Origin of the sequence: Pseudomonas sp. Teo4, from assembly GCF_034387475.1 — a bacterium.
Classification (GTDB): domain Bacteria; phylum Pseudomonadota; class Gammaproteobacteria; order Pseudomonadales; family Pseudomonadaceae; genus Aquipseudomonas.
The window spans coordinates 134,493-149,329 of the sequence record NZ_JAXCIL010000001.1 but is presented as its reverse complement, the minus strand read 5'-3'; the positions used below and the strand labels follow the sequence as shown (position 1 = coordinate 149,329).

At 57.0% G+C, this 14,837-nt stretch carries 10 protein-coding genes and 4 pseudogenes; 6 read left to right on the top strand and 8 right to left on the bottom strand.

The features are described 5' to 3' along the window. Nucleotides 1-87: 87 nt before the first annotated feature. Nucleotides 88-1,483 (bottom strand): annotated as a pseudogene (locus tag PspTeo4_RS00840) (PLP-dependent aminotransferase family protein). Nucleotides 1,484-1,701: 218 nt separating this feature from the next. On the opposite strand from PspTeo4_RS00840, the pseudogene PspTeo4_RS00835 reads away from it, so the two are divergent. From PspTeo4_RS00835 to PspTeo4_RS00825, 3 genes and pseudogenes are all read left to right on the top strand, one after another. Beyond that, a pseudogene (locus PspTeo4_RS00835) lies at nt 1,702-2,871 on the top strand (MFS transporter). Between the two features lie 140 nt (nt 2,872-3,011). Then, the gene (locus tag PspTeo4_RS00830; RefSeq protein ID WP_322361931.1) at nt 3,012-3,290 is read left to right on the top strand and encodes a hypothetical protein; all 279 of its coding nucleotides are present in this window, start codon (nt 3,012-3,014) and stop codon (nt 3,288-3,290) included. After that, the gene (locus tag PspTeo4_RS00825) at nt 3,278-3,784 is read left to right on the top strand and encodes a lipopolysaccharide kinase InaA family protein (protein WP_322361930.1); all 507 of its coding nucleotides are present in this window, start codon (nt 3,278-3,280) and stop codon (nt 3,782-3,784) included. The genes PspTeo4_RS00830 and PspTeo4_RS00825 overlap by 13 nt, the downstream gene beginning before the upstream one ends. Before the next feature lie 18 nt (nt 3,785-3,802). Here the strand turns inward: PspTeo4_RS00825 and PspTeo4_RS00820 are convergent. Further along, nucleotides 3,803-4,563, bottom strand: a pseudogene (locus PspTeo4_RS00820) (SDR family oxidoreductase). 193 nt (nt 4,564-4,756) lie between these two features. On the opposite strand from PspTeo4_RS00820, the gene PspTeo4_RS00815 reads away from it, so the two are divergent. Continuing rightward, the gene (locus tag PspTeo4_RS00815) at nt 4,757-5,758 is read left to right on the top strand and encodes an NADP-dependent oxidoreductase (protein ID WP_322361929.1); all 1,002 of its coding nucleotides are present in this window, start codon (nt 4,757-4,759) and stop codon (nt 5,756-5,758) included. A gap of 78 nt (nt 5,759-5,836) precedes the next feature. On the opposite strand, the gene PspTeo4_RS00810 is transcribed toward PspTeo4_RS00815, so the two are convergent. Further along, on the bottom strand, nt 5,837-6,733 hold the full coding sequence (locus PspTeo4_RS00810) for a hypothetical protein (RefSeq protein ID WP_322361928.1): 897 nt from the start codon (nt 6,731-6,733) through the stop codon (nt 5,837-5,839). Nucleotides 6,734-6,821: 88 nt separating this feature from the next. Next, nucleotides 6,822-7,619: a lipopolysaccharide biosynthesis protein gene (locus PspTeo4_RS00805; RefSeq protein ID WP_322361927.1), complete on the bottom strand. Its 798-nt coding sequence runs from the start codon at nt 7,617-7,619 to the stop codon at nt 6,822-6,824. A 604-nt stretch (nt 7,620-8,223) separates the two neighbouring features. Here PspTeo4_RS00805 and PspTeo4_RS00800 point away from each other — a divergent pair. Next, a complete protein-coding gene (locus PspTeo4_RS00800) occupies nt 8,224-9,114 on the top strand; it encodes a glycosyltransferase family 2 protein (protein ID WP_322361926.1) in 891 nt (296 codons plus the stop codon). On the opposite strand, the pseudogene PspTeo4_RS00795 reads toward PspTeo4_RS00800, so the two are convergent. Continuing rightward, nucleotides 9,111-10,303 (bottom strand): annotated as a pseudogene (locus PspTeo4_RS00795) (O-antigen ligase family protein). The gene PspTeo4_RS00800 and the pseudogene PspTeo4_RS00795 overlap by 4 nt on opposite strands. A gap of 127 nt (nt 10,304-10,430) precedes the next feature. After that, complete coding sequence (gene pyrF / locus PspTeo4_RS00790; RefSeq protein WP_322361925.1) at nt 10,431-11,132, bottom strand: orotidine-5'-phosphate decarboxylase; 702 nt, start codon at nt 11,130-11,132, stop codon at nt 10,431-10,433. 184 nt (nt 11,133-11,316) lie between these two features. On the opposite strand from pyrF, the gene PspTeo4_RS00785 reads away from it, so the two are divergent. Further along, on the top strand, nt 11,317-11,484 hold the full coding sequence (locus PspTeo4_RS00785) for a DUF2897 family protein (RefSeq protein WP_182942558.1): 168 nt from the start codon (nt 11,317-11,319) through the stop codon (nt 11,482-11,484). Nucleotides 11,485-11,740: 256 nt separating this feature from the next. Here the strand turns inward: PspTeo4_RS00785 and PspTeo4_RS00780 are convergent, their stop codons facing one another. Together PspTeo4_RS00780 and PspTeo4_RS00775 are read right to left on the bottom strand one after the other, a co-directional pair. After that, a complete protein-coding gene (locus PspTeo4_RS00780) occupies nt 11,741-13,384 on the bottom strand; it encodes an acyltransferase family protein (RefSeq protein WP_322361924.1) in 1,644 nt (547 codons plus the stop codon). Between the two features lie 829 nt (nt 13,385-14,213). Continuing rightward, a complete protein-coding gene (locus PspTeo4_RS00775) occupies nt 14,214-14,546 on the bottom strand; it encodes a ComEA family DNA-binding protein (protein ID WP_322361923.1) in 333 nt (110 codons plus the stop codon). Nucleotides 14,547-14,837 lie beyond the last annotated feature (291 nt).

Genomic DNA, 14,837 nt, shown 5'->3' with positions numbered 1-14,837 from the left:
CCCGAAAGCCAAGAGTGGCAATGCCGCCGGCCTGCTCACAAGGGCTTGGCGCCAGAATAGTGTCAAATAGCTATGTATGTGTCGTTTTCAGCGTGCTGAAGGTCGCCCTGCGTGCTGGAAGAAGGCCTGGGCACGGGAGTCCTGCCCGTATGCGACATTGATCCGCAGCCATTCGCTGGGAGCCCCTGGTAGTCGAACGCGCTGCCCGGGGTGAGCAGCACCGCGTGTTCCAGCGCCAGCTGCTCCAGTCGGGTATAGGCCAAACCCGGCACCCGCGCCCAGACGAACATGCCGCCATAGGGTTCGCACATCACCTCCCAACCGAACTGCTCCAATTGCCCCAGCAGCCTGGCCATATGCTGCCCCAGGCGCAGCCGCAAGCGCTGGGTGCTCTTGCGATAGCTGCCATTGGCAAGCATCTGCCCGACCACCTGCTCGGCAAAGCGCGAGTTTCCGATGCCAGTCACCATCTTCAGCTCGGCCAGGCGCGCCAACAGCGGCGCATCGGCCACCAGGTAGCCCACCCGCAACGAACTGCTCAGGGTCTTGGAGAAACTGGCCAGGTAGATGACCCGCTGTTCGCTGTCGAGGGTCGCCAGGCGCGTGGCCGGCCCCTCCTGAAAATCGGCGTAGATATCGTCTTCGACGATACGCAGGTCATGCTCGCGGGCCAGCTCCAGCAAACGGTAGGCGACCTTGGGGGTGAGGCTGCTGCCGGTGGGGTTGTGGTACAGGCTGTTGACGAACAGACAACGCGGACGGTGTTCGGCCAGCATCTGCTCGAGGGTGGCCAGGCACGGGCCTTCAACGGTACGCGGCACCGGCAACATGCGCACCTGGTGCTGGCGCAGCAGGTTGTAGAGGTTGTAGTAGCCAGGGTTCTCCACCAGCACCGTATCGCCGGGGCGCAGCAGGGTGCGCACCAGCAGGTCGAGGGCATGGCTGGCGCCTTGGGTGGTGAGGATGCGCTCGGGCCCGGCGGCAATGTCCAGGCGCGCCAGACGCTTGTGAAGTTGCTGGCGCAGACTGGCCAGCCCCAGAGGCGGGCAATAGTCGAACAGGTCCTGCGGGTTGCCACGGCTGACCTGGCGGATGGCCTGGGCCAGCTCCTCGTGCGCACGCCAGGCGATGGGCAACCAGCCGCATCCCAGTTTCAGCATTTCTTCGTGGCCTTCGCGAAACTGACGCCAGCTGCCATCGCCCGCCTCCCCCAAGTCGGCTCATCGTCCAGAGCCAGGCCCGGCTTGCGCTCGGCGACGAAGAAGCCGGTACCGTGCCGTGCCTCCAGCCAGCCGCTTGCGACCAAGCGGTCGTATGCCTCGATCACGCAGGACGCGCTGACGGACTGGTCGCGGGCCAGGGTGCGGATCGATGGCAGGCGCGCGCCTGGGCGCAGGCGCTGCTGGGTAATCCAGGTTTGCAGGTGCTGGGTGAGTTGCTGCACCAGAGGGGTGGCGCTGTCGCGGTCCAGGGGGATGTGCATGGGCAAGTGTTCGCTGTTTTTTGGCGAACAGTTAAGCATAAAAGGGCGGTGGGTGTGTCTTGTGGGTGTTTGGGGTGAGCAGCATTGTTGACAGTACCGGCCTCATCGCCGGCAAGCCGGCTCCCACAGTGATCTCAAGATCGCCGCGGTCCATGTGGGAGCCGGCTTGCCGGCGATGAGGCCAGCATAAACACCCTATATTCAGGACCTAGAACACCATGCCCCCGCGCCCCGCCCTGCTGGCCTTCGCCCTGTGCCTGATCACCCTTGCGGTGAACCTGCCAGCCCCGCTCTACATCGCCTACGCCGACCTCTCCGGCCAGGGCGCCGCCGCCACCGCCGTGGCGTTCTCCGCCTACGTGCTGGGCGTCATTCCCGTGCTGCTGGCCCTGGGCGGCCTCGCCGACCGCATCGGGCGACGACCACTGATCATTGCCGCGCTGCTGCTGTCGATGATCGCGACCTTGCTCATGCTGCTGGCCCCCGGCCTGCAAACCCTCGCCTTGGCGCGCCTGTGCCTGGGCCTTGGCACCGGCCTGGCCACCGCCACGGCAACCGCCTACATGGGCGAACTGATGGGCGCCGACAACAGCGCCCGCGCCGCCACCTGGGTCACCGCCAGCACCTCCCTGGGCTTTGGCCTGGGGGGCGGCGCTGACCAGCCTGTTCCTGTTGCACGAAGCCAGCCTCACACCCGGCAGTTTCCACTTGCAACTGCTACTTGCTGCCTTGGCCGTGCTGCTGGTGTGGCGCCTGCCCGACCCACGCCAGGCGCAACGCGGCGCCATGCTGCGCCTGCCCTTCTACCCCCGAGGCAGCGTTGCCTATGGCTTTGCAATTCTGCTGGCCTGGGCCTGCTCGGGCCTGGTGATTGCGCTGTTGCCAGGCATTTTGCGCCAGCATGGCCTGAGTGAATGGTCGGGGTTATCGACGTTTTGCGTGATCACTTGCGGGTTGGCGTTCCAGCCCATGGCACGCCGCATGGCCAGCAGCAAAGCGACTCTGCTGGGACTGGCGATTTTACCGTGCAGCTACGCCTTGCTGGCCTGGGGAGCCGACCATGGGCAGTTGGCGGCAGTGCTGTTGGGTGCAGTCGCCGCCAGCAGTGCGTGTTACGGGTTCATCTATCTGGGTGGATTAGCTGCAGTGAACCACCTGGCCGGCACAGAAAAGACCCGCGCCAGCGCCGGGTTCTTTCTGCTGGCCTACTTCGGCTTCAGCCTGCCGGTGATCTTCACCGGGTTGCTGAGCGACCGGCTCGGCCACGGCTGGCACTGGTGGTGTTCGGGCTGGCATTGCTGGGAGGTTGCTTAATGACAGCCGGCGCACTGCTGCGCTACAGGCCAAATCAGCAATCAACCAACCTTGGCTCAACAACACGTGCGTGAAAAAGTGAATGATTTGTATGAAAAATGTGAAAAAAATGTATATTGGATCCATTGATTAGTGGCTCTTTGATATCGCAAGGACGCAGTGTGGTTGGCAATACCTACAGTTGGCAGAGTGAATTTCCCCATGTGTTCAAGCATTGCCGCACCACGCTGCGCTTCCAAAGGCCACTCCCGCCGCATACGCACCAAGCGTTCGCCCAACTAATCGAGCAGCCCCCTCTGCCAAGCGAGTCAGCGCACCGCTGGACTGCAACGTCAGCGCGCTATTCACCAAGCGCGAACAGCTCGACTCGCTGAAGAAGAAGTGGCGCGTTCAACGCGGCAACCCCAAACGCAACGGCATGTATGACTGGGCAGTGGAAGAGTTGATCAACACCCGCGAAGCGGCACGACGCGGGCACGCGTGCCCGAGCTGATCGGCTACGGCTACAGCCGCTCGAAGCTTGGGCTCATCCAGGATTTCTTCCTGATCACCCGCTTGCTGACCGGGCATGTGGATGGCCTCAGTAAAGTGCGGGAGGCACCTGAGACTGTCGGCAATGTCATTCTGGCGACCTTCGAACTGCTTCACGCCCTGCACGCTCAAGGCATCACCCACATGGACCTGTGGGCGGCCAACGTCATGCTCCCCACACAAGGTGAAGCCCAGGCCATCGACCTGGAGAACAGCTTCTTCGTACCAACGGCTCACCTTGCCGAGACTCTGGGCTTTCAGTTCGGCTTTTTCTACTACCGGGAAATCTACCGCTACATTACCGAAGCAGACTATGACGCCCTGGTTGCCCAGGCGCTGGCGCAGTACTTCCCAACTGTTGACCGTAGCGCCGTCGAGCGGGTGTACGCCGTGGCCAAGCACGAAAATATTGGGCGTCTGGAGCGGCGGGAGATTTTCACCAACGGCACCCTCTGATGCCGTTGATCAGTCGATTCATATGGCCAACGCACCACCATCCACCAGCAATGAATGCCCGGTGGTGAATGCCGCCCCATCGCTGCACAGGTAAAGCACCGCGCTGGCGATTTCCTCGACCCTGCCGATGCGCCCCACCGGGTGCATCGCCGCGGCGAACTCGGCCTTGCGCGGGTCGGCCTCGTAGGCGCGGCGGAACATGTCGGTGTCGATGACCGCCGGGCACACGGCATTCACCCGAATGCCCTTCTTCGCATACTCGATGGCGGCCGACTTGGTCAGGCCAATCACCGCATGCTTGGACGCGCTGTAGATGCTCATCTTCGGCGCCGCCCCAAGCCGGCCACCGACGCAGTGTTGACGATCGCACCACCGCCTTGCGCCAACAGCAACGGCAGCTGGTACTTCATGCACAGCCACACACCCTTGACGTTGACGCCCATGATGGCGTCGAACTCCGCCTCGCTGCCCTCGGCCAAGCGCCCCTGCTCGATCTCGATGCCGGCATTGTTGTAGGCGTAATCCAGCCGCCCGTAGGCCTCGATGGCCTTTTCGTGCAGTTGGCGCACCTGCGCTTCCTGAGTCACGTCACAGGGCACGAACAGCGCTTCGCCACCCGCTTCGCGAATTCGCATGGCCGTCACTTCGCCGCCTGCCTCGTCCAGGTCGGCCACCACCACCTTGAGGCCCTCTCGGGCAAAGGCCAGCGCCGTCGCCCGGCCGATGCCCGCCGCGCCACCGGTGACCAGGGCTACCTGGCCGGAAAAGGTCATGCTCATTGCTCGCTCCTTGGGTTGTCAGTTCCGGCGATAAGGCCACAGCCGATATCGAGGCAGAGTCTAGCCAGACCGCCATTTGGCTGGGCAGCATCATCAAGGCAGCGGTTGGGCTACCATGCTTGTCAGTGATGTTACGGACCCGCCTGCATCAGCAAGGTAAATTGAGCTATCCACCCTGCCACAAGGACCTGTCATGACCCAGACCAACCGCCGCTTCCTGCTTGCCAAACGCCCGGTGGGCGCCGTGCGCCGCGACGACTTCACCTTCGAGACAGTGCCCGCCGCCGAGCCTGCCGAAGGCCAGATTCAGGTGCGCAACCTGTACCTGTCGCTGGACCCGGCCATGCGCGGCTGGATGAACGAAGGCAAGTCTTACATCCCACCCGTGGCCCTGGGCCAGGTAATGCGCGCCCTGGGCGTGGGCGAAGTGGTCGCTTCCCGCCACCCCGATTACAAAGCGGGCGATCACGTCAGCGGTGCCCTTGGCGTGCAGGACTATTTCACCGGCGAACCCCAGGGCCTGCACAAGATCGACCCACGTCTCGCGCCCCTACCCCGTTACCTCTCAGCCCTGGGCATGACTGGCATGACCGCCTACTTCGCCCTGCTCGACGTTGGCCAGCCCAAGGCTGGTGACACGGTGGTGATCTCCGGTGCCGCAGGCGCGGTGGGCAGCATCGTCGGGCAGATCGCCAAGATCAAAGGCTGCCATGTAGTCGGCATCGCCGGTGGTGCACAGAAGTGCCAGTACCTGAAGGACGAACTGGGCTTCGACGGCGTGATCGACTACAAAGCCGAAGACGTGCTCGCCGGCCTGAAGCGCGAATGCCCGAAAGGCGTGGACGTGTACTTCGACAACGTAGGCGGCGAGATCCTCGATGCGGTGCTGACCCGCATCAACTTCAAGGCACGCATCGTGATTTGCGGTGCCATCAGCCAGTACAACAACAAGGAAGCGGTGAAAGGGCCGGCCAATTACCTGGCGCTGCTGGTGAACCGGGCGCGTATGGAAGGGTTCGTGGTGATGGACCATGCCAAGGAGTATGGCAAGGCGGCGCAGGAGATTGCCGGGTGGCTGGCCAGTGGGCAGGTGAAGAGCAAGGAGGATGTGGTGGAAGGGTTGGAGACGTTTCCGGAGACGTTGTTGAAGCTGTTTAGTGGGGAGAATTTTGGGAAGTTGGTGTTGAAGGTGTAGTTGCCCAGGTGCGTGAGAACCGCCTGCCTTGACCCAATGGCTACACGGAGGCCGATAACCAGGCTTCCGTATAGCGTTTCAAACCGAGATTTCCAGCAACCTGTCCATCAACCCGGCCGGGCTGTGCTTGCGCAGTGTCTCAGGTGCGACCGAAGGTGCCTTGCTGGCGAGAAACTGCTGCAACCCGCGCGTTTCGTCACCCAATACATAGAAACGGTCCGGGTGGTAGAAATCAGTGTCTCTGACACGCTTGTTGTCAGTGATCAGTTTCTTGTCGAAAAACGCCGCCTCCAAGGGGCGAAGTGTCAGCCCCGTCTGGCCTGGCTGGTTGATCTCAACCAGAACATCGCTACCCATTGCCCTCGTCAGGTTGGCCTCGTAAGACAAGACTTCGTCGACGTGATAAGTCCCAACCACCTGGCTGGTATCGTCCTTGACGATGCAGAAATCGACATTGCATCCCAACATTACCAGTTCTGCCGCCAGGGCTTCCAAGCGTTGCGCTCGCCCCTTGTCACGTCCAAGGAAGAAACACCGCAACGTGTCTGACGCTGAATCCACACTATCGGGCTTTGGCCGGGCGTCTTCGACGTTGAACGGGAAGAACTGCTCCAGGTATTCCATCCCCAGGCGCTCACACTGCACGGGGTCATAGCTGTAGATATGGGAGAACAATGGGCGCATCTGCTCTACAAAAGAGGCATCTACCAGGTCTCGCACCAACAGAATGCGCTTCCCGGGAAAACCGCTCACAAGGTGCATATGCCGACCACGCTTGAGTTGAGCCTCGCTGCAGATCAACACATCGCTGGACGTGGCACCATTACTCGCGCTTACCCGCCTACCCAACCAGTTCAGCGACAGAGGCCGCCCGATGAGCCGACCCAGCGTGCGAGAAAGGCGTACGACCCTGCGCGAATAGGAAGGCACCTCAAGCATGCGCGCAGCATGGGACTGGCCAAGGCGCTCGATCATGATTTTGTCGTAGCGGGCTTTCCAACCCAAGAAATACACAGTCACAACGATAAACCTCGATGTGCGAACAACTGACGTCACTGAAACGTCAAACGCCGGATAAGATAATGGCTTCGGCCTGGTCGACGGAAATCTTGGGAATCACCGAGTCCGGGATTCTCGACGTTTGTGACAGGTTGTACACAGCAAAGCGCTCCCCTATCACACGATCAGCCATCAGCTTCAACGAAGGCAAGATCCGGCTTTCAAAGTGATCATCCAGGCCACACGGCGAAACAGCACGCCCTTCTGTTTCGTAGTAGCGGCCCGCATTCTGGTTGAGGTCTACCCCCACCAGGAATACCTGCGTGAAGCCCAGGTGATAGGCAATTTGCAATGCCGCATAGGCAACGGTACGGGCATCGAAGAATCCGGCTGAGAGGTCCTTGCTGAAACCCAGTGTACGAGAGCGAGAGCTCCAGAATGCACGGCTGCGGACCAATTCGTGCTCTGGATTGAATGCCGACTCGTAGAGCGTTGAGCGGTTGGCCTTTCTCAGCGGGTAAATCGCAGCGTCGGTGCGCGTCTCTATCAACTCGATCTCATCTGGCCAAATTGCCAGACGCTGGCTAAGCAGCAATGCGCTGGCATACAAGTCAGGTTGCTCGTATTGGAAGCTGGTATCTGTACACACATAGAAGTAGGGGTTAATACCGCTACCATCGAACATAGAAATCGCGCCGTTGAGCGTGATCATCGGAACATTGGCAAAGCGCTGGAGCGGAAAGTCCTTGGCAGAAGCGCCGGAGGCTATGATGAATACAGGCCCTTGGGCAATGTTATGACATGCCTCAAAACCTGTGATTGAGCTCCGCTGGGTCGCTCCTCTGACGCTGACTTCGTCCACCTTGCCTCCACCTGAAACGTGCAGGGTGAACTATACACAAAACGTTTATCAGCTACCATCCAGGCCCTTAAGCCTCCTGCGCTGAGGTTGTTGCCTTTAATCAGTCGAACGAAGCATTCGGATAATAGCGAAAGAAAGGAAAAAACAGCCAATTAAACAAGAGGCAAAACACATCAAAAATCTACAGCCAGCTAGTGCCCCATTCCACCCTTACGTTGCAAGTCAACTCAAAAATCATACGGGCCGCAGCTAAGCAGCCCGCTCAACATGTTAAAGATTGTTACGAAGTCATCACACAACAACAAACTTAAAAAAAGAGAACAATTCCCGCCCCATCCATAGAAATCTCGACGCTGCACCTTGGCAGCCACCTGCTAACCGGCCATAGAAGCTCGCCCCTCCTTTTCCGCGTTCCGTTTCGTACCCCTCCATTACCCCCGCCCCGCAGCCAGTGCAGGGACTGCAGCGCGGTATCAAGCCCGGAGCCTTAGCGTAACCTAGCCTCGAAATGTCACTCGCTGACCCTGCCGGTTGATCGATGACGACGTTACACGCAAGCTGCACACCATGAATGCAGTAGAGAGTCAAGGTTAGAGGCTTAATTATGCACGCCCAATGTCACGATGCTACTGATACACCTCTGGTGACAGTCATCATCGCGTCCTACAACCACGCGCGCTATATTGAAGAAAGTGTCAACAGTGTTCTAAACCAAACTTATAAAAATATAGAGCTTTTGATTATTGATGACGGATCGAAAGACGAAAGCCCGGCTATTCTGAAACGGCTTCAAGAAATACATGGTTTCGACCTGCGCTTTCAAGAAAACCAGGGCCTGGCGCGCACACTGAATGATGCCATCGCACGCGCCAAGGGATCACTGATTGTCCCGTTCGGTTCTGACGACATCATGATGCCCCACCGTATCGCTACCCAGGTGGCGTACATGCAGGGCAAACCTGAGGTCGGCATTTGCTCAGCCAATATTGAAACGATCGACCAGAATGGCCGGGTAATGGGTGCTCGTGAGCAGCGCAACCGCAACCTGCCCTTCCGCCGCCTGAACTTCGACGATCTGTTCCTGGACCGCAAACCAGGGCCGATGGCAGCCACCTTGATGCTACGGCGCGAAGCGCTGGACAAAGTGGGAGGGTTCCACGACAGTATCCGGCTCGAGGACGTATACATCGAACTGGCGATTGCACGTTCCGGTTACTTCATCGACGTGCTGGGCGAGGTGCTGGCGCAATACCGCGACCACCCGAGCAACACCTTCAAGAATGGCCGTTTCATGGTCGACAACGTGCTGAAAACCTATGCCGTGTTCCGGGATCACCCGGATTATGAGCGGGTCTGCATGAAATTCCGCAATTCCATGGTGTTGAAGTACGCCAACCGCGACAAGGCGCTGAGCCGGGAAATCCTTTCGGAAATCCCGGTCAGGTACTGGAACAGAAAAACCTTACGCGGTATGTGGCGACTGGTCTGTTCCTAAGCAGACCGCTGGCGCTTCCAGTGGATCAGCGATTGGCCATAGACCAGCGCCATCGGAATCCAGATAAGGAACCAGTGCTCCTTAGGGCGTGACATGAAGGCACTGCCTTCTGTCAGGCCCGAGGCGAATCCGAAGATCAGCCAAGTTGCCGCCAGGGTAACTGCTGGGTGCTTGCGGTAGACCCAGCTGAAATACATCGCCAGGCCATAGAGCGCCATCCACAACACCAATCCTACGATTCCGCCTGCATACAGTACGCCCAGCTCGATGTTGTGAGGGTCAGCGAGTGGCTTTAAGCCTGGAAGAATTACGGTCATGGGCGAGTCGAAACCATGACCCAGCCATGGATGCTCACTGATTTGGCGCAAGGCATCCATCCAGATAGCAGGACGGAATGATACCCCTCGCTGCGTGATAGCTTCGGGATACATCAGCACAAGGCTCACCAAGGCAAGCACAACCACCGAAATGGCAAGCATCCCACGCTTGCGATCACCCACGACTAGTAACCAGCCCAAGGCGGCCGCTAAGCCTATCAAAGGCGTCCGGGACCCGGTTGCGAGCAGCGCGCCCCCCAGGATGGCAAGACAAACCAGCGGCAATGGGCTGAAAGCACTGCGAGCCTGGAACCAGGATGCCAGCCAGAATGCAGCAAAAGCGCCGAACACATGTGCAGTGAGTAATGGGTTGTACAGCGCGCCATAGCCCAGCAAGCGTCGACCCGGGAAGTATGGAGTGCGATACAGGAAGTAAGCCAGCGATATACCCGCAGCCAGTGCGGCAAAAATTGCAGCAAGGCGAGTGCATTGCTCCAACTGCCCAGGTGAACGCAGGCTGATAATACCGGCAGCGAACAACAACATTGCGATGTACAGCGGTCGCTTGACCAAGCTACCGGTGGAGTTTTCCGTGTCGGACCAGGCAATACTCAAAAGGGTATAGGCGCTGAAGAGCAGGAAAGCCAGGAACAGCGGGCTACAGACCAGAGGTTTGAGCAGCTTGCGCTGTGCGATCAGAACCCCAAGCGTGGGAACAGCAAGAAAGATGTAGAACAGCTTGTGAAAATGCGCGCGGTCCCCACCCAGAACATCCCTGTGAGGAAGACAAACCAGCCAAGAGGCAGCAAGTAGCTATTGATCAAACTCCCAAGGCGCCGAACCGGAGACTCTACCGAAACATCAATTGACATCTAGCTTCCTCTGGCAAAAAGGGTTCTTCATCACATGTCCTATGCGAATTTAATTATAAAAATGCTACAGCTTATATAAATCGCCCTTTTCTGAAGCAAGAGCTGCATTGCAGCTCTTGTTCTCGGCTCAGCAGCGAATTTCTGCAACCACTGCAGCCAGCGCCTCGGCTGGATTTGCGGCTTGGCTGATCGGACGCCCGATAACCAGGTAATCCGAACCTGCATCGAGCGCCTGGCGTGGGGTCAGGATGCGACGCTGGTCGTCCTGGGCGCTACCCGCCGGGCGAATGCCCGGGGTGACCAGTTGCAGCGAAGGGTGTGCCGCCTTCAGCGCCGGTGCTTCAAGTGCCGAGCAAACCAGGCCATCCATGCCGGCCTTCTCGGCCAGAGCTGCCAGGCGCAGTACTTGCTCTTGCGGGTCGACATCCAGACCGATGCCGGCCAGGTCGTCGCGTTCCATGCTAGTGAGCACGGTCACGCCAATCAGCAGTGGCTGCGGGCCGCTGCGCTTGGCCAGTTCTTCACGGCAAGCCGACATCATGCGCAGGCCACCGGAGCAATGCACGTTTACCATCCACACGCCCATCTCAGCCGCCGCCTTCACCGCCATGGCCGTGGTGTTGGGGATATCGTGGAATTTAAGGTCGAGGAACACTTCGAAGCCCTTGGCGCACAGGGTCTCGACGATGCCCGAGGCACTGCTGGTGAACAGCTCTTTGCCAACCTTCACTCGGCACAGGGCAGGGTCGAGTTGGTCAGCCAGCTTCAGGGCGGCCTCGCGGGTAGGGAAATCCAGGGCAACGATCAGGGGCGTCTGGCAGGCGGACATGGTCTGGGTCTCTTGGCAATTCGAAAACGGCGCGCATTGTAAACGATGTGGCACAGGCTTTGGTGGCCATGGGGCAGCAGAATTGGCCCAACGGAGGGCAACTCCTATAATTGAACCAACGGAGACGGCAATCGCTCAAAATTTATACAAGTGATTGCATTTGATGATTACAGGAGAACGACAGATGCCCTGGTATGCCTGGCTGATACTCATCATAGCCCTCGGCTCGATTGTCGGCGGGTTGATGTTGCTGCGAGATACTGCGAAGAAGCTGCCTTTGACCGAGGAGCAGTTGAAGAAAGTGCATGAGCGCAATGCCGAGGCGGATGCCAAGGATGCGCAGGATAGGTGAAGGGTTGACGGGTACGCCAAGTGCGATCCATGCCCCTAACTACTCAACACTTGACCAACGGCTTACCGTGGCATCTCTAGATTCTTTAGTCCCAGAGAATCATGGATCGGATACCGTGGACGAGCACTCCTTTCTGAGGGGAGGTCAAGGAAGATAAGGCGTTGATCAAGCACGCATGAGATGCTGGTGCGCCCTAAGTGGTACCTGATGCGCACCGTAATGCGTACGGATGGAAAGGCCTCTGATTAAAATGACTTCATTGTGCTGCCGCATTCACATGGTGACTTGTGCCCATCTGTTGCGAATCCTGTGAATGGAAGGCATCAGAGAACATAGGGATCAAAGCATCTCCCCCGTGCTCATTCAGGTGATCGTCATCGACATAGATCGGTGTACCATTGTGATCTCCGTAACACTTCCCATCGCTGCAGAGATAAGGCAGCGGGTTTAAAATTCTAGCCCCGCATTTTTTGCTTGCAGCATCTTGCGCCTCCCATACGAACTGATTCCTTTGCATGTACTCTTCCATGCTGATGAACACTCGTCTGTTGCTGCCAGGAATGAAGGCCCTTCTCGCCATGGTTTTAGGCACGCTTATTTTAAGCTCAGGGAACGGCCGAACCAAGTACACGGGTCTTGTTTTAGCAAATTCGCATGCTGTAGAAATTAGTCCCTCACGCATCTGGGCGAGTAACTCAGGTGCTTTTGGAGGGTATGGTTTATCAATATAAAACGTGGGAATTGACACTTCAGCCTGGCGATCTGGCTCATTTGGACCGAACAGATAGGTCGACCAACGATTAACAATTATAATTGGCACGTTGGCTGGTAGGGACTTTTGTTTTTCTACAGCCAGATCCAAGAACTCGCTGCACGTATTTTTAGGGTCGGCAACAAGCTTTAGGCCAAGGATTGTTGCACAACTATGTAGCTCCCAGTCCAAGACATTCAAATTTTTGCTGGGGAGTGAGCGTTCCACTGCACGGACGATAGATGCTGCATGGCTATCGCCGATTACAATTGCACCTAGCTCATTACCCCCGTATGTGCATTGGGAGTTTATAATTTTATTTTTGCTAGCATTCACAAAGCACTCTCTAAGCCTCGGATTTCTTAAAGAACTATCCTGAAAAATTCGGCTACTATTGATGGCGACTGGTCGGCTTGGCACACCGTCATAAATCTTTACTAGCTGGCTTGGGGCCAAGATGAGGGCAATAGCTGCCACGATAATTAAGTAAGTTTTTTTTGCCGAGCCAACCTCCAAAATATTTTTGGACTTCAACTCTATTTCTCTGTAAGAGACATGGCCAAGCATAAGAGTAATTAGCAAACCTGCGATGGTGGCCCCTATATCCTGACGAAGCTCGAGGTAAACGAGCGCAGCGGCTATTGGCCAATGCCAAAGGTATAGAGAGTAGGAGCGATCCCCAATCCACTGAAGGGCCTTGAGGTTAACTAGTGGAGAGGCCTGATTTGCAGCTGCAATTACAAAGGACGTCCCTAACACTGGAACAAGTGCATACCAACCGGGCCAGACAGTGCTAGGAGAGATGAAAGCGATCGAAAAGGCGATGAGAGTGAAGCCAAGAAGCGCAAGGTATTTGGTTGCAGCGCCAAAGTTGGGAAGTCGCATTGAAATCAGGAATAGCAGGCCACCGAACAGCATTTCCCAAGCGCGAATTGGTAATAAATAGAATGCTGCGGAAGGGTAGGTGGAAGATAGTATTATAGACGCAAACAACGAAGCGATGCTCACCGCAAGCAACACAACGAGTGCACTCAGGCGGCCGGGCTTAAGCCTCCAAACTACCATCAAGGTCAAAGGTAGAATTAGGTAGAACTGCCACTCGACAGAAAGTGACCACGTATGCAGCAACCATTTGTCGTAAGAAGACACATCAAAGTAACCTGATTCCCCCAGAACGTTGCATTTGAGCTGAAAGTTAACGCAGATATGACGTGATGCGCTAAGGTCTTGTATTCATTTTGTGATAGAAAAAACCACCCGAAAATCAATAGAGTTGCGCACAAGGCTAACAGCGCGGGCAGAATCCTTTTAGCTCGAGCAAGGTAGAATCTTATTAGAGAAAAATTGTGATCTTCGAGCCCTGTAATGATGATAGAGGTCATCAAAACCAGATATCACGAAAAATATATCGACACCGACGAACCCCCCGTGAAACCTGAAACTCCGAAGTGGTAGAGAATTACAGCGACAACAGCCCAAGCTCTTAGGCCGTTAATGTCATGTCTGAACGCACGTATGTCGCGACTTTTATCCGTCTGGCTCACTGATACCAATCCAAATAGGTGACGTGCGCTACGGCGCCCGCCAAGATAGCGCGAAATTCTACAGGGAATGCCGTCATTCGGGCAGTGCATTGTCTTGCAATAGCGCACCCTAGGCGTTGCTAGGATCCGTTGGGTCCTTTAGTGAGTCGATGTGGTTGAGACTGGGTAGCTTCGGAGCACCTCCTACCGGCTGCCGGGAATCTGGGTACTGCTCAGTCGTCGACTCTATTAGGGCGGACTTGCTGTAATTGGAACCTCTACGGCAGGAGCTTCTAAATAGGGCAAAAATCGATTCCACACCTGGAACGTCGATGCGTGCAGCAGTCGAGATGAAAGTAACCGGCTTGCCAGCGATGGGCTGCAAAGCAGCCCTGACACCGGTAAAACCTGCTTTGAGAGAACAGCATTAACAAGAATCCGGTATTCCCTCCGGCTTACTCAACCATCAGCTTGCTCCGATTACGCTCCAGCAAGGCGTTACCAATCCCTTTGATCTCCAGCAACTCATCTACCGACGTGAACGGCCCGTTGACCTCCCGATAAGCAACAATGGCTTCAGCCTTGGCTTTGCCGATTCCGTTAAGTTCTTTCTGCAACGTAACCGCATCGGCTTTGTTCAAGTCCAGCAGGCCAGACTGCGCGTCCGTTTGGCTCACCAGTGGCACTGGCTCTTTTACCGCTCTGACATCGGCCGGTGCTGCGCTCAGAGAAAAGGACAAACCCGCAAACAATGGCAGTAGCAGGTAGTTGAGGACAGTATTACGCATGATTGATCACTCCTTTGAGTTAGGGGTATGCAGCAGTTTCCTTGGCTGCCCCCTCAACCTAGCGACTTATGCTCAATCTCACCAGCAAATACGCCGAGCGAATTGTGACTGAATTAAACGTCACCATATATTGCGGTACAACTTCCTACAAAAGACGGATATCTACCTTACCAAGCCACAGGATTGGCTCTCACACGTCATCAAAAATGAAGTTACGCCAGCGAGCCAATAAAACTGGCTGGAGCTGGCATAATCAACGCGAAGAGACACCGTGATTAGCCGCACAGCGGC

Coding starts and splice junctions, on each gene's coding strand:
- PspTeo4_RS00815 (WP_322361929.1), top strand. CDS start 4,757: ATGACCCAGACCAACCGCCGCTTCCTGCTTGCCAAACGCCCGGTGGGC.
- PspTeo4_RS00810 (WP_322361928.1), bottom strand. CDS start 6,733: ATGATCGAGCGCCTTGGCCAGTCCCATGCTGCGCGCATGCTTGAGGTG.
- PspTeo4_RS00800 (WP_322361926.1), top strand. CDS start 8,224: ATGCACGCCCAATGTCACGATGCTACTGATACACCTCTGGTGACAGTC.
- pyrF (WP_322361925.1), bottom strand. CDS start 11,132: ATGTCCGCCTGCCAGACGCCCCTGATCGTTGCCCTGGATTTCCCTACC.
- PspTeo4_RS00785 (WP_182942558.1), top strand. CDS start 11,317: ATGCCCTGGTATGCCTGGCTGATACTCATCATAGCCCTCGGCTCGATT.
- PspTeo4_RS00775 (WP_322361923.1), bottom strand. CDS start 14,546: ATGCGTAATACTGTCCTCAACTACCTGCTACTGCCATTGTTTGCGGGT.